The organism is Microbacterium sp. MMO-20 (genome assembly GCF_037147735.1).
Lineage (GTDB): Bacteria > Actinomycetota > Actinomycetes > Actinomycetales > Microbacteriaceae > Microbacterium.
In genome coordinates, this window is sequence record NZ_JBBCUU010000003.1 from 170245 (window position 1) to 194865 (window position 24621).

Annotated in this window: 22 protein-coding genes; 2 read left to right on the top strand and 20 right to left on the bottom strand. The window is 69.3% G+C overall.

The features are described from left to right. Nucleotide 1: 1 nt before the first annotated feature. The 3 genes from WFI52_RS06785 to WFI52_RS06795 are packed head-to-tail and all read right to left on the bottom strand — an operon-like array spanning nucleotide 2 to nucleotide 3926. A complete protein-coding gene (locus WFI52_RS06785; RefSeq protein ID WP_336626247.1) occupies nucleotides 2-679 on the bottom strand; it encodes a DUF433 domain-containing protein in 678 nt (225 codons plus the stop codon). Between the two features lie 44 nt (nucleotides 680-723). Beyond that, the gene (locus WFI52_RS06790) at nucleotides 724-1956 is read right to left on the bottom strand and encodes a restriction endonuclease subunit S (RefSeq protein WP_336626248.1); all 1233 of its coding nucleotides are present in this window, start codon (nucleotides 1954-1956) and stop codon (nucleotides 724-726) included. Further along, nucleotides 1953-3926, bottom strand: a complete 1974-nt coding sequence (locus tag WFI52_RS06795) for a type I restriction-modification system subunit M (RefSeq protein ID WP_336626249.1) — start codon at nucleotides 3924-3926, stop codon at nucleotides 1953-1955. Before WFI52_RS06795 ends, WFI52_RS06790 begins: the two co-directional genes overlap by 4 nt. 157 nt (nucleotides 3927-4083) lie before the next feature. Between WFI52_RS06795 and WFI52_RS06800 the strand changes: the two genes are divergently transcribed. Beyond that, nucleotides 4084-5496: an HNH endonuclease signature motif containing protein gene (locus WFI52_RS06800; RefSeq protein WP_336626250.1), complete on the top strand. Its 1413-nt coding sequence runs from the start codon at nucleotides 4084-4086 to the stop codon at nucleotides 5494-5496. 43 nt (nucleotides 5497-5539) lie between these two features. Here the strand turns inward: WFI52_RS06800 and WFI52_RS06805 are convergent, their stop codons facing one another. Both WFI52_RS06805 and WFI52_RS06810 read right to left on the bottom strand, forming a co-directional pair. Continuing rightward, the gene (locus tag WFI52_RS06805) at nucleotides 5540-7108 is read right to left on the bottom strand and encodes a Rieske 2Fe-2S domain-containing protein (protein ID WP_336626251.1); all 1569 of its coding nucleotides are present in this window, start codon (nucleotides 7106-7108) and stop codon (nucleotides 5540-5542) included. A 106-nt stretch (nucleotides 7109-7214) separates the two neighbouring features. Continuing rightward, the gene (locus tag WFI52_RS06810; protein WP_336626252.1) at nucleotides 7215-10202 is read right to left on the bottom strand and encodes a DEAD/DEAH box helicase; all 2988 of its coding nucleotides are present in this window, start codon (nucleotides 10200-10202) and stop codon (nucleotides 7215-7217) included. A 32-nt stretch (nucleotides 10203-10234) separates the two neighbouring features. On the opposite strand from WFI52_RS06810, the gene WFI52_RS06815 reads away from it, so the two are divergent. Further along, nucleotides 10235-11275, top strand: a complete 1041-nt coding sequence (locus WFI52_RS06815; RefSeq protein WP_336626253.1) for a DUF2207 family protein — start codon at nucleotides 10235-10237, stop codon at nucleotides 11273-11275. A 32-nt stretch (nucleotides 11276-11307) separates the two neighbouring features. Here the strand turns inward: WFI52_RS06815 and nusB are convergent, their stop codons facing one another. From nusB to rpsD, 15 genes are all read right to left on the bottom strand, one after another. Next, nucleotides 11308-11718: a transcription antitermination factor NusB gene (nusB, locus tag WFI52_RS06820; protein WP_336626254.1), complete on the bottom strand. Its 411-nt coding sequence runs from the start codon at nucleotides 11716-11718 to the stop codon at nucleotides 11308-11310. A gap of 14 nt (nucleotides 11719-11732) precedes the next feature. Next, entirely contained in the window at nucleotides 11733-12293 is a 561-nt protein-coding gene (gene efp, locus WFI52_RS06825; protein ID WP_336626255.1) for an elongation factor P, read from the bottom strand. 99 nt (nucleotides 12294-12392) lie between these two features. Beyond that, on the bottom strand, nucleotides 12393-13244 hold the full coding sequence (locus WFI52_RS06830) for a 3-hydroxyacyl-CoA dehydrogenase (RefSeq protein ID WP_336626256.1): 852 nt from the start codon (nucleotides 13242-13244) through the stop codon (nucleotides 12393-12395). Then, nucleotides 13237-13941, bottom strand: coding sequence for a TetR/AcrR family transcriptional regulator (locus WFI52_RS06835; protein WP_336626257.1), 705 nt, complete (start codon nucleotides 13939-13941; stop codon nucleotides 13237-13239). Before WFI52_RS06835 ends, WFI52_RS06830 begins: the two co-directional genes overlap by 8 nt. A 48-nt stretch (nucleotides 13942-13989) precedes the next feature. After that, nucleotides 13990-14514, bottom strand: a complete 525-nt coding sequence (locus WFI52_RS06840) for a hypothetical protein (protein ID WP_336626258.1) — start codon at nucleotides 14512-14514, stop codon at nucleotides 13990-13992. 92 nt (nucleotides 14515-14606) lie between these two features. Continuing rightward, the gene (gene aroQ / locus WFI52_RS06845; protein ID WP_336626259.1) at nucleotides 14607-15065 is read right to left on the bottom strand and encodes a type II 3-dehydroquinate dehydratase; all 459 of its coding nucleotides are present in this window, start codon (nucleotides 15063-15065) and stop codon (nucleotides 14607-14609) included. 86 nt (nucleotides 15066-15151) lie between these two features. Continuing rightward, a complete protein-coding gene (gene aroB, locus WFI52_RS06850) occupies nucleotides 15152-16237 on the bottom strand; it encodes a 3-dehydroquinate synthase (protein WP_336626260.1) in 1086 nt (361 codons plus the stop codon). Then, nucleotides 16234-16767 (bottom strand): shikimate kinase, encoded by a 534-nt coding sequence (locus WFI52_RS06855; RefSeq protein WP_336626261.1) that lies wholly within the window; start codon nucleotides 16765-16767, stop codon nucleotides 16234-16236. The genes aroB and WFI52_RS06855 overlap by 4 nt, the downstream gene beginning before the upstream one ends. Beyond that, nucleotides 16764-17975: a chorismate synthase gene (aroC, locus tag WFI52_RS06860; RefSeq protein ID WP_336626262.1), complete on the bottom strand. Its 1212-nt coding sequence runs from the start codon at nucleotides 17973-17975 to the stop codon at nucleotides 16764-16766. Before aroC ends, WFI52_RS06855 begins: the two co-directional genes overlap by 4 nt. A 4-nt stretch (nucleotides 17976-17979) precedes the next feature. Beyond that, nucleotides 17980-18828: a shikimate dehydrogenase gene (locus tag WFI52_RS06865; protein ID WP_336626263.1), complete on the bottom strand. Its 849-nt coding sequence runs from the start codon at nucleotides 18826-18828 to the stop codon at nucleotides 17980-17982. A gap of 4 nt (nucleotides 18829-18832) precedes the next feature. Then, complete coding sequence (gene mltG / locus WFI52_RS06870) at nucleotides 18833-20320, bottom strand: endolytic transglycosylase MltG (RefSeq protein ID WP_336626264.1); 1488 nt, start codon at nucleotides 20318-20320, stop codon at nucleotides 18833-18835. Beyond that, on the bottom strand, nucleotides 20320-20793 hold the full coding sequence (gene ruvX, locus WFI52_RS06875) for a Holliday junction resolvase RuvX (RefSeq protein WP_336626265.1): 474 nt from the start codon (nucleotides 20791-20793) through the stop codon (nucleotides 20320-20322). The genes mltG and ruvX overlap by 1 nt, the downstream gene beginning before the upstream one ends. Then, entirely contained in the window at nucleotides 20790-23453 is a 2664-nt protein-coding gene (gene alaS, locus WFI52_RS06880; protein ID WP_336626266.1) for an alanine--tRNA ligase, read from the bottom strand. Before alaS ends, ruvX begins: the two co-directional genes overlap by 4 nt. 67 nt (nucleotides 23454-23520) lie before the next feature. Further along, nucleotides 23521-23739: an ATPase gene (locus tag WFI52_RS06885; protein ID WP_336626267.1), complete on the bottom strand. Its 219-nt coding sequence runs from the start codon at nucleotides 23737-23739 to the stop codon at nucleotides 23521-23523. A gap of 75 nt (nucleotides 23740-23814) precedes the next feature. Further along, nucleotides 23815-24444 carry a 30S ribosomal protein S4 gene (rpsD, locus tag WFI52_RS06890; protein ID WP_292861510.1) on the bottom strand — a complete coding sequence of 210 codons (630 nt, stop codon included), beginning with the start codon at nucleotides 24442-24444 and terminating at the stop codon, nucleotides 23815-23817. Nucleotides 24445-24621: the final 177 nt, after the last annotated feature.

A 24621-nucleotide genomic window follows, 5' to 3' on the forward strand; every position in this document is an offset into this window, starting at 1 on the left:
CTCACGCGGCCTGGATGATCAGCGACCGAAGTTCGCGCGCGGTCAGTCCGAAGTCATCGCCCACCTCGGCCAACGGTTCCCCTGCGCGTACTCGGCTGAGGATGTCTTCGACGCCGACGCCGACGCGATCGACCGTTGGCTGGCCCGAGTTGCGGTGCGGGTCGACGACGACGTCAACGGCCTCGAAAGCGGGGAGATGGATGACGCTGACGAAGCCGTCGCGGTACGTGATGCTCTTCAAGAACTCCCTGACAACTTCGTTGAAGACCCCTTGATGATTGCGCACCACGACGAGGTCGCCCTCGCCGTTACGGTAGAGGATCTCGGCACCATCGGTCATGAGCCTTTCGCTGAGCAGCGCTTTCTCCAGCCCAATCTCCTCACGGAGGACTTCGACGGCTGGCCGGATCCGGGCCATGGGGAGCCCGGCACGGCGGAACGATTCGACGATGAAGCCCTCGGCGAGGGCGGTGAAGGGGACGGTCACTCCTCGACCCGGTCGCACACCCGTGAGAAGCGCCGGGCTCGAGCCCCACCGCCCTTCTTGGCGCTGCTTGAAACGGTGGCCCTGTGCCCACCGCGTGAACGAGGTCGCCGGTGCTTGGACGATCCGCGCCGCCTCGCTTTGCGAGTAGATCGGCGTGGTGTAAGCCACGTCGATATCGGGCGATGTTTGCATGCAAACAGCGTACCGCCCGCGGGCGACCTCCGTCGTTGCCGCGCTCAGCGCCCCTCTTGGATGGCAGTCTGAATGCGGTCGACGGCGGGCTTCTGCTTCGTCGTGACATCAATCTGGCCGGTCACTGCGGCCGTTATCAGCGCCGCACGCCTCTCCTTCGCGAGGGCGATTGCGGCGTCGATGTCGGCGATCGCGTCGAATTGCGCCCGCCGCGAAATCTTGATCGCCAACACAGCTCGCGCCTGGATGTCGGCCGATGGTATCCGAATCGGAGCGCGCCCCAATGCGTCCCGATTCAGCTTAGGCATCGCGACGCGATCGGACATCGTCACCGCATACTGCTCGAACCTGTCGCTGAGAAGATACTCCAAGAGGTAGTCGTTGCTCAGCCAAACAGGCCGGGCATCCATGGCGTACATGTCGGCGGCGCAGAGCGAGTCGCACGGTGCGATCGTCGCCTTCATCAGGGCTGGGCGAATCTTGGAGTACAGCACTTGACCCGCCCGAACCTTGTACTTCCCACTGATGGCGCCCTGGTCACGCGCGGATTCAAGGTAGAGCAGACGACCTGTGCGCGACTCAATGTGGTTCGGGGCGATCAGAGGCAGATCTGCATAGTGATCGACGAGCGGATCAATCTGTCCCGCATTGACGTCGATCACGTGGCTCAGAATCGATTCGGAAGTAGCGCTGGCCGCACCTCGCTCGATCTGGAACGAGGCAAACGACCGGGTTCGCTCGATGGTGAGCACCCGTGAGTGTAGGAGGTCGGCGATGAAGGCGTCGATCTCGGCGGTCTCGTGGTCGAGGTAGTGTGCGATCTCCCGCTGAGTCTCAATCGGAGCGGTCGGCACTCGGTGAGCAGCAAGGTCACGAGAGTTCACTTCGAGAAACGTGGATCCGCGGCCGAGTGCGACGAGGGCCGCCGTCGTTGCCTCAATGGAGTAGCGAAGGAAGCGGCCGTCGGCGCTCGCGGCGGGAACGAGTGCTTTGCAACCCTGATTGAAGGCCGTGGCCATATTCGCGACGGCCGTGTAGCCAATCGGAGCGCGCGTGGAGAGTATGACGGAACCGGCAGGCACCATAGCGGAGCCGTTGAGTGCGCCTTTCATGGTCAACGTACGCTCGGTGCTCGTCAAAGTCGCACCATTCACTCGCCCCAGGTCCACGGGAGTAGCCCAGGGTATCGCTCCGTTCCAGTTGTCAGCGTCCACGGATGGGGTGCCACCGTTGACGACCTTCGCGAGGTATCGAAGCCGCTTCGTAGGGAACTTCACGCCTTGACCGCCTCGAGCCGGACGCGGATGCGCCCGAGCACCTCGTCGAGGTCGCGGTCGATCTCTTCGAGGGGCCGCGGCGGAACGTACTCGTAGAAGTGCCGGGTGAACGGGATCTCGGCGCCCTCTTTGGTCTTGGACTCATCGATCCAGGCATCCGGGACGAAGGGCTTCACCTCGCGGTCGAGGTACTCGTGGATGTCCTCGTCCCACGGCACGTTCTCGCTATCGCGGCGGGCGGCATCCGCCACCGGCTTGCCCGCCGAAGTCACCAGCTCGCCCTCGTCGTCGGGCTCGCCGAGCTCGGAGACAAGGGTCTTCAGCTGCGCGGGGGTCAGGGTGATGTCGGCGGCGGTCAGGGTGGCGGCCAGGTGAGTCGTGAAGGCTGCTCGCGTGGTCTCGATACGCTCGCTGCGCGAGCTACTCGACCACCGGACTGCGGCGGCGGCGAGGGCGGTGCGCAGCGCGGCATCCCACTTCTGCACGGGGCGCGAAGCGAGGGCCTTCTCGACGCGCTCAGCCGCGAGTGCGTAGTTCAGGCGCAGCGGTCGCTCGACGGTGATCGTGCGGTAGAAGAAGTCGGTGGTGCGGAAGATCTTGGAGTGCTTCGACTCTTCGAACGCGGTGAACAGGCGCGTGATCTCGGTGATGTGATCCTCCGACAGCACCCGCCGCTTCGACCCGATCGACTTGCGCATCTTCTCGTACATGCCGGTCGCGTCGATCAGCTGCACGCGTCCGCGCCGGCGAGCCGGCTTGTCTTTGTTGAGCACCCACACGTACGTCGCGATACCGGTGTTGTAGAACATGTCGGTCGGCAGCCCGACGATCGCCTCGAGGTAGTCCGACTCGAGAATCCACTTGCGGATGTTCGACTCCCCGGACCCCGCCCCGCCGGTGAACAGCGGCGAGCCGTTCAGCACAATCGCACCGCGGCCGGCGACGGCGGCATCCTCCCCCGGCTTCGGCTCGCGGAGCTTCGAGATGAGGTGCATGAGGAACAGCAGCGACCCGTCGCTCACGCGCGGCAGCCCCGCACCGAACCGTCCCGCAAAGCCGGCGACCTTGTGCTCGGTCTCGATCTGCGCGCGGAACTGCTTCCAGTCGACGCCGAACGGCGGGTTCGAGAGCCCGTAATGGAACGTCCTGCCCTCGAACGCCGGATCGGTGAGCGTGTTCCCGAGCACGATGTTCTCGATCGGCTGCCCCTTGACGACCATGTCTGCCTTGCAGATCGCGTACGACGCCGGGTTGATCTCCTGCCCCAGCAGATTCACCTGGGCCTTCGCGTTGTGACCGTGGATGCGGTCGGCGGCGACCGACAGCATGCCGCCCGTCCCCGCCGTCGGGTCGTAGACCTCGCGCACGATCCCCGGCGTCATCAGGCTCTCGTCGCCTTCGACGAGAAGCGACACCATCAGCTCGATCACCTCGCGCGGAGTGAAGTGCTCACCCGCGGTCTCGTTGCTCGCCTCGGCGAACTTGCGGATCAGCTCCTCGAAGATGTGCCCCATCTGCTCGTTACTGACGGCATCCGGATGCAGATTCACCTTCGCGAAGTGCTGCAGCACCTGCAGCAGCAGATCGTGCATCGACAGGTCGGTGATCGCCTCGTCGAACTTGTACTTCTCGAAGATGTCGCGCACGTTCGGCGAGAACGCGCGCACGTAGTCGCGCAGGTTCTTCTCGAGGTTGTCGGGGTCTCCCGAGAGGGACGCCAGGTCGTGGCGGCTGCGGTTCCAGAACGAGTAAGCGTGCCCAGCCTTGGCCCGAAGCATGGCCTGCGGCGGCTCGATGTCGGGCCCATACCCCGCGGATGCCGCCAGCACCGCCTGCTTCGTCGGCGCGAGCACCGCATCGAGCCGCGCCAACACCGTGAACGGCAGGATGATGTCGCCGTACTGATGCTGCTTGTACGTGCCGCGCAGGATGTCGGCGGCGTTCCAGATGAACGTGGCGTGATTGAGCACGGAGGGCCTTCGAGGAGAGCGCGGGACAGACTGCTCCCACTCTATGGGAGCGGGATCTGCGAGGATGAGGGAACTCTCATCTTCGACAGCCGTTTTCGAGCGTGGACCTGCTGTTTTCCGAGTCGCAGTGTCGGACCCCCTCGGCAGAATTGACGGTATGGACGTTCTGTCGCAGCCCCTCGCAGACCTGCAGTCGCAGGTCGCGGCGCTCGTCGCGGAATGCGGGTCGGCGTGGGCCCTGCAGCGGGCGACCGAGAACGAGCTCGCGGCGCAGCTGAGCGCGCTCGGCGGCATCCAGCGCCTCGTCGAGGCGTTGCTGGTCGACGCGACGGGCGAGGTCATGCGGCGCTCCGAGACGGGCGTCCGTGACGAGCGGATGACGTCACACCTCGGATGCCGCAGCGTCACCGAACTGATCGAAGAGACCGCGCGGGTCTCGGCCGCGACCGCCGCGCGGTGGCAGCGGGCGGCGAAGGCCGTGCGGCCGGCCGTCTCGGACATGACGGGCGAACTCCTCGAGGCGGACTTCCCGTCCGTCCGGACGGCGATGATCGATGGGGTGATCGGAGTCGACGGCATCCTCGCGATCACGGGACCGCTTGCCGAGACCGTGCCGCGGGTGTCGGCCGAGGCGCGGCAGGCGGCCGCCGACGTCGTCGTCGCCGAGGCCCGCGGCGAAGGACCCGACGGCGCGCCGCCCGCCTGCGCCACGGTGCTCGCGATCCACGCGCAGACGTGGTCGATCGCCCTCGATCAGGACGGCGCCGAGCCGCGCGAGCGCGCGGCGATCCGCAAGCGCTCGTTCGTGCTCGGCACGCCGACCGCGCACGGCGTGCCCGCCCGCGGGCTGCTGCTGCCCGAGGTGGCGGCTCAGCTGCAGACCATCTTCGACGCGCAGCTCGCGCCGTCGGTGCAGTTCGACGACCCGTTCGCCCTCGACGAGAAGGGCGACCTGCTGCCCTTGCCCGCGATCGATGACCGCACGCGCGGGCAGAAGCAGCACGATGCGCTCGCGGCGGTTCTCGGCGTCGCGGCATCCAGCGGCCGGCTGCCCACGATCGGCGGGCACGCGCCCACCCTCGTCGTCTCGGTCACCGCCAGCGACCTTGCATCCGGTACCGGCTACGCCCACGCAGACGGCTGCGACCAGCCTGTGAGCGGCGCGGTCGCCCGGCACATCGCGTGCGGCGGCGTCATCCAGCGCATCGTGAGCGGCGACGACGGGCGCATCGTCGCGATCGGCACCGAGGAGCGCGTCTTCAATCGGCACCAGCGCCGCGCGATCGCCCTGCGCGACGGCGGCTGCGTCATTCCGGGCTGCGGCACGCCGGCCGGCTGGTGCGAGATCCACCACGTCACCGAACACGCCCGCGGTGGGCCCACCCACACCGACAATGGGGTGCTGCTCTGCTGGTACCACCACCGGTTCCTCGAGCGGATCGGCTGGCAGATCCGGATGAATACCGGGGTGCCCGAGGTCAAAGCCCCACCGTGGCACGGCGGCGACCACCGGTGGCGGGCGGTCACGACATCGCGGGTGCGGCTGAAGCAGCTCGTGCTGCGGACGTGATCTCGCGCACCCGTGGTTTCGATACGCCGCCTGCGGCGGCTACTCAACCACCGACGGCGCTGGACGCGGTCTCCACGACGCGCGACGACCGGATCGGGTGCCCCGGGGTCGTCAGGCACTGGCCGGACGCGAGGTCCCACTTCCAGTCGTGCAGCGCGCAGGTGAGCACGCCGTCCTCGATCTTGCCGGTCTTCGTGAGGTCCGCGCGCAGGTGGGGGCAGCGGCGCTGCACGGTCCAGCCGTCGATCTCGGCATCCTCGGTCTGGTCCGACTGCTCGGCGTACCAGTTCTCGACGTACTCGATCCGGTCGCGCGACAGGCACTTCAGGAACGTCGTCAGGAACTCGTTGAACTTGCCCGAACGCCCCACCTCGAACTGCATCGACAGGAAGATCGAGTTCGACCAGTCGATCTCGTGGTCGCGGATGTTCGTCGAGACGAGGTCAGCGGGGATCGTGTACCAGTAGATGCACTCCTCCCCCGCGTACTCGCGGACCTTGGCCTTCGGGAAGTCGACGATCATGTCGAGCTCGCCGATGCGGAACCGTACGTTGCCGCCGACGCCCATTCGGATCGTGCGCGCCCTGCGCAGCAGCGGCTCCCACCATTCCTTGATCGCCGCGAGCATCTCCTCGGGCGGCAGAACGGGCGCACGCCGCGCGATCTCGGCCTCGACCTCGCCCTGGCGGGAGTCGCGCTGGGATGCCAGGTACTCCCATTTCTCGTCGAAGATGTGGTCGATCTCCGCGGGCGTGTAGAGCGTCTGCGTCACCGTCACGTCACCGCCGTCGAGGTCGACCTGCGTGCCGGGGACGAACTCGTAGCCCTTCTGCTCCGGCCGCACGTCGCGCATGTGCGAGAGGAACTGGCGCTGGTCGGTGAAGATCGACTCGTTGTCGAGACCCAGGCCGTTGTAGCGAAAGAGGTCCTCGCGGAGGAACATCGGCGGTCCCGCCATTGGGAAGACGTGCGCGGCGTCGACCTTCTCGATGTAGTACATCGCGCGCTTGTTCTGCGCGTCGCGCTTGAGCTGCGCGAAGTTCTGCTTCGCCTCGAGCTCGAGGTCGTAGACCATGGGCCACCAGATGGCGCCGGACACCTGCGTGAAGTACGCGTCGGGCTTCGAGAAGCTCAGCAGCTTCTCGAGGTCGAGGGGGTGCGAGTCGTTCTGGTTGAGGATCGATGCCGTCCCGTCGTCCACCGACAGCGACGAGTCGCCGATGGGGCCGTCGCTCGGCGCGCGCAGCGGTGTCACCATGATCTTCAGGCCCCCGTCGTACTCGAGGACCTCGCCCGGCTGGGTGTAGACGATGTTCTCGTACCCCAGCGCGCGGATGTCGACCTCGAGGTCGTCCGTCGGGTAAGCCGGCAGGAGCACGCGGACGTCCTTCGGCACGTACCGCTCCAGCAGCGCGGGGTCGAAGTGATCGCGGTGCCGGTGCGAGATGTACAGGAAGTCCGCTTTGCCGAATCGCTCCCAGTCGAGGCCACGATTGTCGGGGAAGGGGAACCACGAACCGAAGAAGCTCGGCCCGATCACCGGGTCGCAAAGGATCGAACCACCGGTCGTCTCGATGAACATGCCGGCGTGGCCGAGTCCTGTGATGCGCATGGGTGACCTCCTGCAGGGGCGGGCGACGAGCGACGACGAGTCTACGCGGCGGCTGGCGAACGATCCTGGCGGCGGGCCGGGAATAGCCCGTCCGCGTGCACGGCGCTCAGGGCTCGAGCAGCCCCCGAATGTCTTCCGCCGTCAGGGCCCGAGCCAGCGCATCGTCGTCCCCCACGACCGCGCGGAAGAGGCGCGCCTTGCGCTGTTGCAGGGCGAGCACCTTCTCTTCGATCGTTCCGCTCGCGATCAGCCGGTAGACCGTGACGGGCCGCGTCTGTCCGATCCGGTGCGTGCGATCGACAGCTTGCGCCTCGGCGGCGGGGTTCCACCACGGATCGAGGAGGAAGACGTAGTCGGCCTCCGTCAACGTGAGCCCGAACCCGCCCGCTTTGAGGCTGATGAGGAACACCGGAGCCTCCCCGCCGCGGAACGCTTCGACGACCTCTGCACGCCGCCGCGTGGAGCCGTCCAGGTACGCGTACGCGATGCCGTGCGCATCCAGGTCAGCGCGCACAAGGTCGAGGAACGACGTGAACTGACTGAACACGAGCGCGCGGTGCCCCTCCGCCGCGAGTTCGACGAGGCGCTCCCGCAGCGCCTCGAGCTTCGCCGAGCGGATGCTGCGGGAGTGCGCGCCTGCGGCATCCCCCACGTCGATCAGCAACGGTGAAAGCGCCAGTCGGCGCAGCAGCGTCAGCGAGCGGAAGACGATGAAGCGATGGCGATCGAGATCGTCGAGCAGCCCCAGCACCTTCTGTCGCTCACGCTGCAGCGTGGTGTCGTAGATCGCGCGGTGCGCGGCGCTCAGCTCGATCCGCAGCTCCTGCTCCTGTCGCGGCGGCAGCTCCGGTGCGACGAGCTCTTTCGTGCGCCGCAGGACGAACGGGCGTAGGCGCGCGCGCAGCCGCGCGAGGCGCGCGGCGCGGTAGTCCGAGCCCTCCTCGTTCTCCGGAACCTTGCCGCGCTCGATCGGCTTCACGTAGTCCTCGCGGAACCGGCGCGCCGACGCGAACAGGCCCGGACACGTGAGCGACAGGAGCGCCCACAGCTCGGTCAGCGAGTTCTCGAGCGGGGTCCCGGTGACGGCGATCACGCTGTCGGCACGCAGCCGCTGCACGGCGCGGTACTGGCGCGTCGCGGGATTCTTCACGAACTGCGCCTCGTCGAGGACGACGAGGCCCCACGCCCGCGCCGCGTAGGCGTCTTCGTCGAGGCGGAGCAGCCCGTAGGAGGCCACGACGACGTCGGCGTCGAGCGCCTCCAGCCGCGTCCCGGTCTTGCGCAGCGTGGCATCCTGGACGTGAATGCGCAGATCCGGCGCGAATCGCGCCGCCTCCAACCGCCACGTGTCCATCACCGACGTCGGCGCCAGGACGAGGAATGGTCGCCGTGCACCGCTGCCGTCGTCGCCTCCGTCGCTGTCGCCTGCCGCCTCGGCGGCGCGCGCGTGCGCGAAGAGCGCGAGCACCTGCAGCGTTTTGCCGAGGCCCATGTCGTCCGCGAGGATGCCGCCCACACCGTACCGCCACCAGAGCGCCAGGCGATCGAGTCCGTCCCGTTGGTAGGGCCGAAGGTGCGCATTGAGCCCGTCGGGCACGGGCGTGCGCTCGCCGGGCGCGCTCTCACGCAGCGCCGCGACGGCGGCGCGCCACGCGACCGCGGGCTGTGCCTCGTCGGCGAGGTCTTCGAACGCCTCCCACAGCGGTACCTGGTAGCGGCTGATGCGCGGCCCGGTCTGCCACTCGGCGAGCTCGGCGGCCTCGTCGATCAGGTCGCGCAGGCGCGCGAGCGCGGGGTGCGCAAGCGAGAAGTAGCTGCCGTCGACGAGGAGGAGCTTCTTCCTGCGCAGAGCAAGCGCGGTGAACAGCGGAGTGAAGGGGATGCTGCGCCCGTCGATCTCGACGAGCACGCCGAGGTCAAACCAGTCAGGGTCCGGGCTCTCCACTGTTTTCACCGTGATGCGCGGGTCGCCGCGCAGCTCGCGGTACTCGCGCCGGCGCCCGCGTGTTTCCACGCGGACGTGCTCGCGCTCCTCCAGGGCGGGAAGGATGAGTGCGGCAAACTCCGCGGCATCCACCCCCTCGAGGTCCGACGAAGCGGCGAACGGGACGTCGGACGCTCGTCCCCACGCTTCGGCGACGGCGACCCGGAGATCCTCCTCCACGAGATCACCGGACCGCTGCATGCTCCACGGCTCGCGATCGACGCCGTCACGCAGCCACTCCAGGCGGTAAGCCAGCGTGTCTCCGGTCCCGAACACGATCGTCACGACGAGCGTGGTGGGCTCGGGCTCGGGGAGCGTCGCCCCGGGCGCCAGAAGGATCGTGTTCTCCCGTTCCAGCCGTGGAAAAGCTTCGCGCGCGAAGGCGGGGACATCGGCGGCGGGCACGACGAGGCCGTCGGGCGCAGCCAGCAGCGCGCGGACGCCGTCGCCGAGGTCGGCGGCGGCGAGGGTGAGGTGGATGCCATCGCGCGCCGCCCGCGCGGCGTACAGACCCGAGCGGCCGACGGGATGCACCGTACGAGTATCGAGTATTGTCTCCCCGATCGTGATCTCGGCCTCGAGTCGCAGCGCGCCCCGCGCCGCAGGGCGCACGCGCACGGCGGCGGTCGCCGGCGTCGCGAGCTGCACGACCTGCCCCTTGCCCGCCGGAACGACAGGGATCGCGCGGGCGGGCGCCGCGTCCAGGTGTTTCCAGACGAGGGGCGACGTGACGGCGTCGAGGGTGACCCAGTTGGAGTCATCGCGCGGGCCCGCGAGCAGGCGGGCGTCGTGCGCGATGCCGTAGAGCTCGACGAACCACTCGCGTTGCGCTCGAGAGAACGCCCCGCCGCCGCGACGCAGCAGATCCCAAGAGACGCCGGTGCGCGCCCACGACCCGGACTGCTCGCGGCGCGAGAGCGGGCGGAGGCCGACGAGTAGTTCCGCCCCGGCATCCTCCCTCGAAAGATCCCGAGGCGTCGCCGCGCGCACGCGACGTGCGCCCCAGTGCGCCGCCGCGGCCGATTCGCGCACGCGCAACTCGACGCCGAGCGCGAGCTGCTGCGCGGGCTCGGGCGCGGTCGGCAACAGCACAGCGCGCCAGGAATCCATGGAATCCATCCTGCCGTCCCTACACTGGGCGGGTGCCCATCGCGACCGCGCTCGCCCTCCTCGGCGCCGTTCTGCTCGCGTGCGCTCTCGTCGCGCGCGTTCGCGCAACAGCGCTGCCGCGCTCGCTCATCGCGGAATTCACCCCGTTCGCATCGGCGGAGCGATCGGCTGATGTCGTCGACGACGCGATTCTCGTCGGTCGGGAGCGACGCGCCGTCGCGGCGGGGCTCCTCCAACTCGCGACCACAGGAGCGGTACGCCTCGTTGCCGACACGGGCCCGCGCGGTCGCATCGCGGTGGGCGTGGAGCTCGTCGAGGGCGTCGCGCTGACGTCCGCCCAGACCGAGCTGCTCGAAGCCTTGTTCGGCCCGGGCCATCCCCGCGAGCGCCTGCGCCGGTTCTCGAAAGACCGCCGCGCCGTCGGTCGCCGCGTGCGCGCGTACGTCGACCGGCGCGCCGCCGCGCTTACGCGCCGGGGACTGCTGCGCCCGCGTGGCACCCGCGCGCGGTTGACGGTGCGGGTCGCCGCGGTGCTCCTCCTCATGATCGCCGTCCCGGCCGCCGCGCTCACCCTCGTCGCGGGTGCCTGGATGCCGGGAGCCGCCTGTTTCGCCGCGGTGGTCCTGCTCGTCGTCGCCCTGTGCGTGATCCCGCCGGGCGAGCGGCGCGTGCCCACCGCCGAGGCCGACTCACGTCGAACGCACCTGGACGGGCTCCGGCAGTATCTGACCCTCGCCGAGGCGGACCGCCTCCGCGTGCTGCAGTCGCCGACCGGCGCGCTGTCGCGGCCGGGCCCCGTGGAGACCTACCTCCTCGATGAGAAGCTGCTGCCGTGGGCGGTCGTGTTCGGCGTCGAACGCGAATGGCTCGCGCACCTGAAGATCGCCTACGACGAGATGGATGCCACGAGCCTGAGCGCGCTCGGCGAGGTCGCCGCCAGCACTCTCGATCTGCTCCAGATCGCCGACGCGCTCGGTGGACTCGTCGAGATCGGGTTCGCGGTCGGCGACCTCATGGGCGTCGGAGGCGACGCCCTCGAGATCGCGGGCGGCGTGTTCGACGCGCTGCCCTGACCGTCGACTCGGTGATCAGGCGGACGTAGAGGTCAGCCGGCGCGGTCGATGCGCGCGAGCACGCCGTGGACGAACGAACCCGAGTCGTCGGTGGAGAACTCCTTGGCGAGTTCCACCGCCTCGTCGATAGCGACCGCCGTCGGAACTTCGTCGTTGTAGAGGATCTCCCACACGCCGATGCGCAGGATCGCGCGATCCACCGCCGGCATCCGCTCGAGCTTCCAGTCACGCGCGTGCGTCACGATCTGCTCGTCGATCGCATCCTGGTTGTCGATGACGCCGTCGACGATCTCGCGCGCGTACAGCCAGGACGCTTCGCGCGCCGGCTCGCTCGCGGCGCGCTTCGCCTCGGCGGCGAGGGTCACCGCGAGCTCATCGCCGCGGATGTCGGACTGGTAGAGGATGTCGAGGGCGCGCTTGCGCGCCTTGGAGCGTGCGCTCATGCGTCAGCGCCGCGTCAGTTGACGCGGCCGAGGTAGTCGCCCGTGCGGGTGTCGACCTTGACCTTCGTGCCCTGCTCGACGAACAGCGGCACCTGGATCTCGTAGCCGGTCTCGACGGTCGCGGGCTTCGTGCCGGCCGACGAGCGGTCGCCCTGGAGGCCCGGCTCGGTGTACGTGATCTCGAGGACCACCGAGGCGGGCATCTCGACGTACAGCGGGTTCTCGTTGTTGAGCGCGATCTGCACCTGCTGGTTCTCCAGCAGGAAGTTCGCGGCGTCGCCGACGGTCGCAGCCCCCACCGACAGCTGGTCGTAGTTGTCGACGTCCATGAAGACGAAGCTGTCGCCGTCGTTGTAGAGGTAGGTGAAGTCGCGGCGGTCGACGCTCTCGATCTCGACCTTGGCGCCCGCGTTGAACGTGCGGTCGACGACCTTGCCGGTGAGCACGTTCTTCAGCTTGGTGCGCACGAACGCGCCGCCCTTGCCGGGCTTGACGTGCTGGAATTCCACGACGCTCCAGAGCTGTCCGTCGATGTTGAGGACGACGCCGTTCTTGATGTCTGCGGTGGATGCCATGAGTGTGGAGTTTCCGTTCGTGAGGTTCGAGGAGGCGGCGTGCGCGCGGGCAGGCGGCCGACAGTCGATCTTAGCCCACGCGCTCCGCCGCGCCTCCGATCAGGCGTAGGAGTAGAAGCCCTCGCCCGTGCCGACGCCCGTCCTGCCCTTGTCGATGTAGTTCTCCTTGAGCCAGGCGGCGATCTCCGGATCGCCCTCCGGGCCGTGGGTCAGGATGTTGTACGGGGTGTTCAGCCCGATGACGTCGAGGATCTGGAAGGGTCCGAGCGGCGCACCGGTGGCGATCCGCCACGTCCAGTCGATGTCTTCGACCTCGGCGTAGCCCCCGGCGGCGAGTCCCATCGCCGCGTTCAGCAGCGGCACGAGGAGAGTGTTGAGCACGTAGCCCGCCTTCTCCTTGTGGATCGGGATCGGCACCATGCCGATGTCGCCGGCGAACCGCACGACCTCGTCGAACACCTCGGGCGCCGTCTCGGGGGTGCCCATGATCTCGGCGGTGTTGAACTTCCACACCCGGTTCGCGAAGTGCAGGGCGAGGAAGCGCTCGGGCCGGCCGGTGGACGCCGCGAGGTCGCTCGGCAGAAGCGTCGAGGAGTTCGTCGCGAAGATCGTGTGCGCGGGCGCCAGCTGTCCGAGCTTCTCGTAGGTGGCGCGCTTGAGGTCGAGGATCTCGGGGATCGCCTCGATGACGAGGTCGGCCTGTGCCGCTTCAGCGAGGTCGGAGGTGGTGGTGATGCGGGCCAGAGCCTCGTCGGCGCGGCCGCGGGCGCCACCCGGCACCTCGACGCGGTAGGTCGCGACGAGTCGCTGGAATCGCTCCTTCGCCGCATCGAGCGCCGCATCATCGATGTCGTACGCGATCACCGGGAAGCCGTTGTAGGCGGTCTGGAACGCGATCTGCGATCCGAGAACGCCCGTGCCGAGCACGGCGACGGTGGTGATGTCACTCATGATCTTCTCCTTCTGGCGGGGTGCCGCCTTCGTGTGCACTTGCGTGCCGTCGCGGCGGGGTGGCCGCGTGCGCGGGGGCCTCTGTCCGGGCGCCGGCGACGATCTGCGCGACCTGGGCGCGCAGCTGATCGGCGTCGTGCCCGAGCCCGAGGCTCGGCTGGACGAGGAAGATGTGCGTGGCCGCGAAGATCGATCGCGCAGCGACGCGAGCAGGACCGTCGGCCGCGAGCGGTGCGATGATCTCGCCGATGCGCGCTTCGAGGTCGTCGATCACACGCAGGCCTTCGCGGCGATAGCGGCCGACGCTGCTCCCGCCTTCGCCGCCGCCTTCGCCGCGGCCGCCGAACATGAGCTCGCGCTGATACACGGCGGTGTCGTGCGGCGTCCGCGCCGCCGACCGGAGGAGGGGCGCGAGGAGCGCCGCGACGGCATCGACGGGGTCGGGGACCGTTGCCGCGTCGCGCGCCCCCTCGTCGACCGCCGCTGCGATGCGCTCGTTGAGGACGGCAAGAAGCAGCTCCGCTTTGCTGTCGGCGTAGCGGAACACCGTGCCGGCGGCGACGTCGGCACGGTCCGCGATCTGCTGGGTCGTGACGCCCGCGTATCCGTGCTCGTCGAAGAGCTCGGCGGCAGCGCTCAGAATGCGCCGGCTCTTATCGGCCATGTTCCGCTCACGACGCGGGAGGGATTCGCTCACATACTGATTGTACTCATTAATGAGTGCACTCAGTCCGAGGGGCGAGGATCAGCGCATCGACGCGGCGCTCAGATCGCCTTCCCGGTACCAGGTGTCGACGTAGGGCGGGTTCTGCGTGACGAAGAGCCGGTCGTAGGCGGTGTTGTCGAGGTTCACCTCAGCCCCGGCATCCGTCGTGATCGGCATGGACGAACTCACGCCCTTCGGGCAGTAGCAGGCGACGAAACCTCCGTCGGAGCCGATGAGGACCGTCAGGCAGGGGGCGCCCTCGTCGTCTCCGGCGTCCCGGACCGTCGCGCCGTCTGTCGCGCTGCCGGATTCGATCGTCAGGCACGTGGCCGGATCGGCGGCGCGACAACACGTGCCGTCGAGGTCGGCCGCGCTCGGAGCGGAGGTCGCCGCAGCGGCGGGCGACGACGAGACGGCGGCGGAATGGGTCGGCGAGACCGCCGTGGCGCGCGGCGCTCTCGCCGACGCCGTCTGCTCGGGCGCGCCGGGTGCGCACGCGGCGAGAGCGAGGGCGAGGAGGGCGGCGGCGAGCGGTGCTGCCGCGGATGTTCGACCAAGACGCATGCGCGCGACGATAGTCCCCTGACGCGGGAGCGCATCACCCCCTTGTCCCCCGTCGCCGATCGTGCGACACGCAGCGCCGCTGGGGCGTGCGCTCAGCCCTCCGCGCCACCCGTGATGACATCGATCAGCAGCGCCGTCGCGCGCGCGTAGCCCGCCACGCCCTCGCCGATCACGTGGACGGCGGCGACGTCGTGCACGTAGGAGTGATGACGGAACTCCTCGCGCTCGTAGACGTTCGAGATGTGCACCTCGGCGACGGGCAGAGCGACCCCCGAGAGCGCGTCGCGCAGCACGACGGAGGTGTGCGTCAGACCTCCCGGGTTGATGACAATTCCCGCGCAGGTCGTCCGCGCGGCGTGGATGGCGTCGAGCAGCACGCCTTCGTGATTGCTCTGCACGGCCGTCACCTCGAAGCCGAGCGCGGCGGCGGCCTCCGTGACCGACTTCTCGACGTCGGCGAGCGTGTCGTGCCCGTAGGTCGCGGGCTCGCGGATGCCGAGCAGATTGAGGTTGGGCCCGTTGACGAGCAGGAGGCGGCGCGGGATGGTCACGGTCGGCACCCTATCAGCGCCCCGCCTGCGCCTGCGGCGCGGAACGTGTGGCGGCGACGAGCGCGCGCCCGCGCACTGGAGCGCGTTCAGGCGGCGGCGACCTCTTGGTACGCGGCGAAGAGAAGGGACTCATCGGGCGCCTGCAGCACCGTGGGCTTACCGATCTCATCGAGAACGATGAAGCGCAGCATGGAGCCGCGGGTCTTCTTGTCGCGCTGCATCGTGGCGAGCAGCTGCGAGAACGCACCGGCGCGATAGCTCGTCGGAAGTCCGAGCTTCTCGAGGATGTCGCGGTGACGCTGCGCCGAAGCATCCGAGAGGCGCCCGGCGAGGCGGGAGAGCTCCGCCGCGAAGAGCATGCCGATCGAGATCGCCGCACCGTGGCGCCACTGATAGCGCTCCGCGTGCTCGATGGCGTGGCCGAGCGTGTGCCCGTAGTTGAGCACCTCGCGCAGTCCCGCTTCGCGCAGGTCCTCACCCACGACGCGCGCCTTCATCTCGATCGCGAGCTCGATGCAGCGACGGAACGCCGGTGTGCGCGGATCGACGGCCGCCTCGGGATCGGCCTCGATCAGATCGAGGATCTCGGGGTACCAGATGAAACCGGCCTTCACGACTTCGGCGAATCCCGCGACGCGCTCGTTGCGGCTGAGCGAGTCGAGCAGGTCCAGATCGCAGATCACCGCGCGCGGCGGCCAGAATGCGCCGACGAGGTTCTTGCCCTCGTTGGTGTTGATCCCGGTCTTGCCGCCGACCGCGGCATCCACCATCGCGAGCACCGTCGTCGGCACCTGGACGACGGCGACGCCGCGCAGCCACGTTGCGGCGACGAAGCCGGCCAGGTCCGTGACCGCTCCCCCGCCGAAGCCCACCACGGCGTCGGTGCGGGTGAAGTCGGCCTGCCCCATGACCTGCCAGCAGAACGCCGCGACCTCGACCCGCTTACCGGACTCGGCGTCGGGGATCTCGGCGAGGAGCACCTGCCGCTCGCCCGTGGCGACGAGGCTGTCGCGCAACGCGGTCGCCTGCGTGGTCAGCGTCGGCGGGTGCACCACGAGGATCTTGCGCGCCGCTTCCGGGAGCGCAGCGGCGACGTCGCCGAGGATGCCCCGGCCGACGCGCACCTCGTAGGGGGCGTCGCCCTCGACGCGGATGATCGTGGTGTCGCTCACGAGTGCTCTCCTTCGTTGACGTCCCGACCGTCGTGACCGACCCACTGCACGATTCGGGCGACGATGTCGGCCAGCGGACCGCTCGACGCGTCGAGGGCGAGATCGGCCGCCTCCTCGTACAGCGCCCGGCGCTCCTCGTAGATGCGGGTCCAGCGCGCCACCGGATCTTCACCGGCCAGCAGCGGACGATCGGTCCCGCCGATGCGCGAACCGACGACGTGCGGCTGCACCGTCAGGAGCACGACGCGGTGGGCGCGCAGATCCGCCCGGGTGTCGGCATCGAGGACGGCCCCACCGCCCAGAGCGACGACACCCCCGGATGCCAGCGCTTCGCGCACCGCAGCACGTTCGAGCGCGCGGAAATGCCGCTCACCGTGGACCGCGAACAGTTCAGAAATCGGGCCATGGTCGCGGACGACGATCTTGTCGGTGTCGGCGAACGGCCGGTGGAGGGCACGCGCGACACGCCGACCGACGCTCGTCTTGCCCGCCCCCATCGGCCCGATGAGGACGATCGCGCGCTCGGTCATCCGAGCGCGTCGTCGCTGTCCGACGCGCTCTTGAGCGCCGCGGGAATCGTCGCGAGGTAGGACTCCAGATTCCGCCGCGTCTCGGCGATCGCGTCACCGCCGAACTTCTCGAGCACGGCCTCGGCGAGAACGATCGCGACCATCGCCTCGGCGACGACGCCCGCCGCCGGAACGGCGCACACGTCGGAGCGCTGGTGGTGGGCCGTGGCGGCCTCTCCGTTGGCGACGTCGATCGTGCGCAGCGCGTGCGGCACGGTGGCGATCGGCTTCATGCCGGCGCGAACGCGCAGAACGGTGCCCGTGGACATGCCGCCCTCCGTGCCCCCGGCGCGGTCGGACGAGCGCGTGATGCCCTCGTCTGTCGCGAACAGCTCGTCGTGCGCGGCCGAACCCCGACGACGCGTCGTCTCGAAGCCGTCTCCGACCTCGACGCCCTTGATCGCCTGGATCGACATGAGCGCCTGCGCGAGGCGTCCGTCCAAGCGCCGGTCCCACTGCACGTGCGAACCCAGTCCCGGCGGAAGACCGTACGCGAGGACCTCCACGATGCCGCCGAGGGTGTCCCCGTCGCGCTTCGCGGCATCCACCTCGGCGACCATCGCCGCTGAGGTCTCACCGTCGAAGCAGCGCAGCGGATCGGCATCCAGCGCATCGACGTCATCGGGCGTCGGAAGGGGGCGACCGCCCGGGACCTGCACAGGACCGATCGAGAGGGTGTGCGAGACGAGGCGGATACCGAGCTCACCGAGGAAGGACCGCGCGATCGCTCCGAGCGCGACACGCGCCGCCGTCTCGCGCGCACTCGCGCGCTCGAGGATCGGGCGGGCCTCGTCGAAGCCGTACTTCTGCATGCCGACGAGATCGGCGTGACCGGGCCGCGGCCGGGTCAGCGCGGCGCCGCGACCGCGAGAGCGGTCCGTGAGCTCGACGGGCTCGGCGCTCATGACCTCGACCCACTTGGGCCACTCGGTGTTCCCGACGCGCAGCGCGATCGGGCTGCCGATGGAGAATCCGTGACGCACACCGGCGGAGATCGTGAGTTCATCCTCCTCGAACTTCATCCGCGAGCCGCGGCCGTAGCCGAGCTTGCGGCGCGCGAGGTCGGCCTGGATGGCCGCTCGCGAGATCGGGACGCCGGACGGCAGACCCTCCATGAAGGCGACGAGTTCGGGGCCGTGCGATTCGCCGGCCGTGAGCACGCGGAGCATCCCCCTAGTCTCCCATGAGCGCGGAGCGCATGACGGCCACGACGGCCTCCTCGCCCGGGAGCGGCAGGTCGGCGTCTCCCGCGGTGAAGATGCGGACCTGACGCACCGCTTGGTGCAGCAGCATGCCGAGCCCATTCACCGCGCGGCCGCCGGCGGCCTCCCACGCGAGCGCGAGCGGAGTCGGCCACGTGCCGTAGACGACGTCGTAGAGCACTCCTCCTCCCGCCGCGAGGCTGTTCCCCGCACCATCGGGCAGCGTGGCGCCGCCCGGCAGCGTCGACAGCGTCACGGAGACCGCGTCGGCCGGGGCCGTTCCGAAATCGCACCCTGTCACGGTCACGCCGATCCGCGCCCCGAGAGCGGCGAGGGGCTCCACCGCCGCGGCCCGCCGCGCCACCACTTCGACCTCGCGGGCGCCGAGGTCGGCGAGGGCGACGAGCGCCGAGGTCGCCGTCGCGCCCGCGCCCACGATCCGCGCCCGCTCGACCGTGCTCGCCCCGTGATCGCGCAGATCGGCGACGAGCCCCGCCACGTCGGTGTTGTAGCCGTGCGGGCCGTCGACCGACATGACCAGCGTGTTGACGGCGCCCGTCAGCGTCGCGAAACGATCCCGCGCCACCGCCGCGTCGTACGCCACGCCCTTCAACGGGTAGGTGAGGGAGAGTCCACGAAACTCGGCGCCGAGCGACGCGAGTTCCGCCGGGAAGGATGCCTCGTCGACGCGCCGTCGCCCATACGACCACGGCAGACCGAGCTCGCGGTAGGCGGCGGCGTGCAGGCGCGGCGACAGGCTGTGAGCGATCGGGTCGCCCCAGACCTCCAGGCTGTTCCGGGTGACAGAGTGGGCGGACACGGCCTCAGCAGTCGTCGCTGTCATTGGCCGAGCACCACTCCTGCCACTGCGCGACAGCCTTCTCGTGCTCGGCATACGTCGTCGAGAACACGGTCTCGCCGGTGTCGAGATTGACGGTCACGAAGTAGAGCCACGGTCCGTCGGCGGGATGCATCGCGGCATCGATCGCGACGTCTCCCGGATTCGCGATCGGACCGATGGGGAGGCCGGGGTGCAGATACGTGTTCCAGGGGTTGTCGCTCTCGAGCGCCTCGGCCGACGAGCTCACGGTTCCCTTGTTGATCTCGTTGAATCCGTACTGCGCCGTCGAGTCCATCTGCAGGAGGCCGTGGGTCTCCTCGTTGTCCGGGTCGAGACGGTTCTCGATCACGCGCGACACCTTGTAGAAGTCCTGGGTGAACCGCGCCTCCCGCTGGATGATCGAGGCGATCGTGAGGATGCGCTCACGCTGGTCGACCGGCACGCCCGCGGCATCCAGCGACTGCACCGTGCGATCCACCATCGTCTGGATCATCTGCTGCGCCGTGGTTCCCGGGTCGAACGTGTACGTGGCGGGGAACAGCCACCCCTCGAGCGATGACGCGGCGACGCCGTACACGGACGGGTCCGCGACAGCAGCCTCGAGGTCGGCGAGCGGCGTGCCCGTGCCGTCGGCGACGCGCGCGAGCGTGGACTCGAGAGTGAGTCCCTCGGGGAGCTGCGCGGTGTTCTCGCGCCGGTTCGCCGGGTCCTTCAGAGCGGTCAGCGCGGCGGCAGACGACATCTTCTGCTTGAGCGTGTACACACCGGGCTGGAACGTCGGGTTCTGCGCGGTCTTGATGAGGTAGTCGTAGAACGCACTGTCGGTCTTCGTGACCCCCGACTGGAAGAGGGTCGTGGAAATCGACGAGCCGGTGTCGCCCGAGACGACGGTCACGCTGACCTCGCCTTCGGCGATGCCGTCCTCGTAGTCCTTCGGCTCCTCCCAACCCATGAACGCGCGGATCTTGTCCTCATACGTCGTCCAGACGGAGAAGCCGCCGCCGACGATGCCGCCGAGGATCGCGAGGATCACCGCGAACACGACCCAGCCGGCGATGCGGCTCTTGCGCCGGTCGCGCTGGTGGCGTTCGATGCGGGCGCGGTCATCGGCGTCATGCGCGTCCGCGGCGAAGAGCGCTTCGACGCCCTGAGTCGCACGCGCCGCGGCGACGGGTACGGGATCGACCGCAGGCTCCGGCTCATCGCCGAGGCTGCCGGACGCCGTCACCGCGGGGCTGCGCTGTCCGGCCGGCGCCGACGCGACGGGCGCCGCCGGAGCACTCGCAGAAGCGCCATCCCCCTCGGTGTGCCCTGCCTCCGCCGCTTCGCGCGCGGCGCGTCGACTGCCCGGCGCGGCGGCCGACGGCGCCTGCGAGCGGGGGGCCGGCGCCGCAGACGGCGTCGACGCGGGCGTGGGAAGCTTCGTGAAGAGGTCCGCGAACGGATCGTCGTTCGGCGGGGTGTCGGGCATCAGGGGCTCTCCTGCGATCCGGGAAGCAGGGCACCGGCCGGGGTACCGGTGCTCTTCTCGACGTCGATGGCGTGCTGGAGCAGCACCACCGCGGCGACCTGGTCGATAATCCTACGAGAAGATTTCTGGGATCTCCCGGCATCGCGCATCGCGGCGTGTGCCGTCACTGTGCTCAGCCGCTCGTCCACGAGGCGCACGGGCGCTCCTGTTGTGGCGGCGAGCTCGGCGGCGAAGTCCCGCGCGTCCTCCGTCGACGCGGTCTCCCCGCCCGACAGACTCACCGGGAGCCCGACGAGAAGCTCGAACGCTTCGAACTCGGTCGCAAGATCTGCGATGCGCTGGATGGATGCCTCGTTGCGCGGCACGGTCTCCACGGGCACCGCCAGGAGCCCGTCGCGATCGCATCGCGCGACGCCGACGCGGGCTGTGCCCACATCGATTCCGAGCCGCACACCGCGGCGGAACCCGCTCACGCGGTCGCCGCCTCCAGCGCGCGCCGAACGGCGCTCAGCGCATCCGCCAGCGCCCCCGTGTCCGTTCCACCGCCCTGGGCGACATCGTCACGCCCGCCGCCGCCACCGCCGAGCGCCGCGGCCGCGACCTTTGCGAGAGCGCCGGCCTTCGCGCCGGCCCCGCGCGCGACGTCATCGGTCGCGACGATGACGACCGGGCGCCCTGCCACCTCGGCGCCGAGCGCGACGACCGCACCAGCGCCGACGCGTTCGCGCACCTGCAGAGCGAGCGCGCGCACGTCGTCGCCGGATGCTGCGGCGCCGAGCGTCTCGGCCACCACCCGGAACGGTCCCACCGCGCTCGCCGCGCCGGCGAGGGCCGGGATGCGCCCCTCGAGAGCCTTCGCCTCGAATTGCGCGATGCGCTTCTCGGCCGACTTGAGGCTCGCTGAGAGTTCGGCGATCTTACTGGCGAGCTGGTCCTTGGGCGTCTTGAGCGACGACGTCAGCTGCGAAACGATCGCGCGCTCCGCGGCCAGCTCGCGGAAGGCATCGAGACCGACCAGGGCCTCGACTCGACGGTTCGAGGCGCCGACCGACGATTCGCCGACGAGGCTCACGAGCCCGACCTCCGCGCTGGACCCGACGTGCGTGCCGCCGCAGAGCTCGCGCGACCAGGGGCCCCCGATGTCGACCATCCGCACGGTCTCGCCGTACTTCTCGCCGAACAGTGCCATCGCGCCCGCCGCCTTCGCCTCGTCGAGCGACAGCACGCGCGTCGTCACCTCGAGGTTGTCGCGGACGGCGTTGTTGGCGATCTCCTCGATCTCCGTCTTCGTCGCATCCGAGAGCGCCTGCCCCCACGTGAAGTCGAAGCGCAGGTAACCGGCGCGGTTGAGGGAACCGGCCTGCGTGGCGGTCTTGCCGAGCGTGTCGCGCAGCGCCGCGTGCACGAGGTGCGTCGCGGAATGCGCCTGCTGCGCGGCGCGGCGGTTCGCGGCATCCACGACCGTCGTCGCGGGCTGGTCGACGGCGACCTCACCGGTCGTCACCTCCACGGTGTGGCTCACGAGACCCGGGACGGGTCGCTGCACGTCGAGCACCTCGAGCTCGTAGCCCGGCCCGACGATGACGCCCTTATCGGCCACCTGACCGCCGCTCTCGGCGTACAGGGCGGTCTCGGCGAGGATGACCTCGACGATCTGTCCCGCGCCGGCGCTCGCGACGGGGTGACCCTCGGCGAGGATGCCGAGGACGGTCGACTCCGTCTCGAGGTCGGTGTAGCCCGTGAAGACGGTCTCGCCCTTGGCGCGCAGATCGCGGTAGACGCTCGTGTCGGCGAGCTGACGCTTCCGCGAGCGGGCGTCCGCTTTCGCCCGGGCGCGCTGCTCGGACATGAGCGTGTCGAACGCGCCGCGGTCCACCGTGAGCCCGGCTTCTTCGGCGATCTCGAGCGTCAGATCGATCGGGAAGCCGTATGTGTCGTGCAGCAGGAAGGCCTCCGCGCCGCCGATTCCGGTCGCCCCCGACGCCTTCGCCGCCGCGATCGAGGCATCGAGGTTCTCCGAGCCCGCTGCGAGCGTGCGCAGGAAGGTCGCCTCCTCCGCGAGCGCGTACTGCGAAATGCGCGCGTAGTCGGTCGCGACCTCCGGGTAGGCGTCCTTCATGGCATCCCGCGACGTCGCGAAGAGTTCGGCGAACGTCGGCCCGTCGACGCCGAGCAGGCGCATCGCACGGATGACGCGGCGCATGAGGCGGCGGAGGATGTAGCCGCGCCCCTCGTTCGAGGGGGTCACCCCGTCGCTCATCAGCATGAGCGAGGAGCGCACGTGATCGGCGACGACGCGGAAACGCACGTCGTCCTCGTGATTCGCACCGTACGTCTTGCCGGAGAGCTCCACCGCCTTGTCGAGCACCGGACGCACCTGGTCGGTCTCGTACATGTTGTCGACGCCCTGCTTGAGGAAGGCGATGCGCTCGAGGCCCATGCCGGTGTCGACGTTCTTCGCCGGCAGCTCACCGACGATCGTGAAGTCGTACTTGCTCTTCACATCGGTGATCTCGTACTGCATGAACACGAGGTTCCAGATCTCGACGTAACGGTCGTCGTCGGTCGCAGGTCCCCCGTCGATCCCGTACGCCGGCCCACGATCGAAGAAGATCTCCGAGCACGGGCCCGCGGGGCCCGGCAGCCCCGTCGACCAGTAGTTCGTGTCCTTGCCGAGGCGCTGGATCCGCTCCTCCGGGAGCCCCGCGATCTCGCGCCAGAGGTCGTGCGCCTCGTCATCCTCTTCGTAGACGGTGACCCAGAGATCCTTCGGGTCGAAGCCGAGACCGCCGTCTGCCTCGGGGGACGTCAGCAGCTCCCACGCGTAGCGGATCGCCCCCTCCTTGAAGTAGTCGCCGAACGACCAGTTGCCGAGCATCTGGAAGAACGTGCCGTGGCGGGGGGTCTTTCCGACCTCATCGATGTCATTCGTGCGGATGCACTTCTGGTTGTCCGCGGCGCGCGGATACGGTGCGGGTACGTCGCCCGACAGGTACGGAATGAACGGCACCATCCCGGCGATGACGAACAACAGCGCCGGGTCGGGCGAGACGAGGGACGCCGAGGGCACGATCGTGTGACCGTTCTTCTCGAAGTAGTTCAGGTAGCGCTGCGCGATCTCGGCGGTCTTCATATGTGTTCCTCGGGCAAGCAAGTCCGTGAGCGCACGCGCTCGGGCGCGTGGCGGAGGGAAGGTCGGGTCAGTCGGCGATCTGAGCGGCGGCGTCCTTGACCGACGCGGCGATGCCGTCGATCTTCGCCTCCTGCGCGCGGTACGCCTCGCCGATCCGGTCGGTGAACTCGGTGATCCGCGCGTCGACCTCGGCGAGAGCATCGTGGCCGCGCGGATCCTTGTCGATGATGTGAGCGGCCACGAAGCCCCCCGCAAGACCCAGGATGAACCACAGCACGCTCTTCATGCTGTCCATGTTAGGTGCAAACGACGAAGGGCGCCGGGGAGACCCCGACGCCCTTCGAGCGTATGCGGACCGGGATTACCGGGCGGCGTAGTACTCGACGACGAGCTGCACGTCACACGTGACGGGCACCTCGGCGCGCTTGGGGCGACGCGCGAGCTTCGCCTGCAGCTTGTCGAGCTCGACCTCGAGGTAGGCCGGAACGTTCGGCAGCACCTCGGCGTGGCCGCCGGCGGCCGCGACCTGGAACGGCTCGAGAGCCTCGCTCTTGGGCTTGACGTGGATGAGCTGGCCCGGCTTCACGCGGAACGACGGACGGTCGACGAGCTGGCCGTCGACGAGGATGTGACGGTGCACGACGAGCTGACGAGCCTGCGCCGTGGTGCGGGCGAAGCCGGCACGCAGCACGAGAGCGTCGAGACGCATCTCGAGCAGCTCGACGAGGTTCTCACCGGTCAGGCCGTCCTTGCGGCGGGCCTCGTTGAACGTGTTGCGCATCTGCTTCTCGCGGATGCCGTACTGCTCGCGCAGACGCTGCTTCTCGCGCAGGCGGACCGCGAAGTCGCTGTCCTGCTTGCGCTTAGTGCGGCCGTGCTCACCGGGAGCGTAGGGACGCTTCTCGAGGTAGCGGGCGGCCTTGGGGGTGAGGGCGACGCCGAGAGCGCGCGAGAGGCGCACCTTGCGGCGGTCCTGGGACTTCGTTGCCACGAAGCTCTCCTTCTGATGACGCGGCCGTGTCTGTCACGGCTCACGGACGTATCTCCCGCTCTTCGCTCCACTCGGACTGCACGCCGGGGCATGCCGAGGGATCTTCGTCAGAAGAGGGGGATGCCCGAAAACTCCGGTTTCGAGCCGATCAAGCCTATCAGACGGCGAGATCCGTCG

Excerpts from the sequence above, each read along its gene's own strand:
- nusB (WP_336626254.1), bottom strand. The coding sequence starts at position 11,718 with ATGAGCGCACGCTCCAAGGCGCGCAAGCGCGCCCTCGACATCCTCTAC.
- alaS (WP_336626266.1), bottom strand. The coding sequence starts at position 23,453 with ATGAAGACCGCCGAGATCGCGCAGCGCTACCTGAACTACTTCGAGAAG.
- WFI52_RS06885 (WP_336626267.1), bottom strand. The coding sequence starts at position 23,739 with ATGAAGAGCGTGCTGTGGTTCATCCTGGGTCTTGCGGGGGGCTTCGTG.
- efp (WP_336626255.1), bottom strand. The coding sequence starts at position 12,293 with ATGGCATCCACCGCAGACATCAAGAACGGCGTCGTCCTCAACATCGAC.
- WFI52_RS06785 (WP_336626247.1), bottom strand. The coding sequence starts at position 679 with ATGCAAACATCGCCCGATATCGACGTGGCTTACACCACGCCGATCTAC.
- WFI52_RS06800 (WP_336626250.1), top strand. The coding sequence starts at position 4,084 with ATGGACGTTCTGTCGCAGCCCCTCGCAGACCTGCAGTCGCAGGTCGCG.
- WFI52_RS06830 (WP_336626256.1), bottom strand. The coding sequence starts at position 13,244 with ATGAGTGACATCACCACCGTCGCCGTGCTCGGCACGGGCGTTCTCGGA.
- WFI52_RS06810 (WP_336626252.1), bottom strand. The coding sequence starts at position 10,202 with ATGGATTCCTGGCGCGCTGTGCTGTTGCCGACCGCGCCCGAGCCCGCG.
- aroC (WP_336626262.1), bottom strand. The coding sequence starts at position 17,975 with ATGCTCCGCGTGCTCACGGCCGGCGAATCGCACGGCCCCGAACTCGTC.
- mltG (WP_336626264.1), bottom strand. The coding sequence starts at position 20,320 with ATGCCCGACACCCCGCCGAACGACGATCCGTTCGCGGACCTCTTCACG.
- WFI52_RS06840 (WP_336626258.1), bottom strand. The coding sequence starts at position 14,514 with ATGCGTCTTGGTCGAACATCCGCGGCAGCACCGCTCGCCGCCGCCCTC.
- WFI52_RS06855 (WP_336626261.1), bottom strand. The coding sequence starts at position 16,767 with ATGACCGAGCGCGCGATCGTCCTCATCGGGCCGATGGGGGCGGGCAAG.
- WFI52_RS06805 (WP_336626251.1), bottom strand. The coding sequence starts at position 7,108 with ATGCGCATCACAGGACTCGGCCACGCCGGCATGTTCATCGAGACGACC.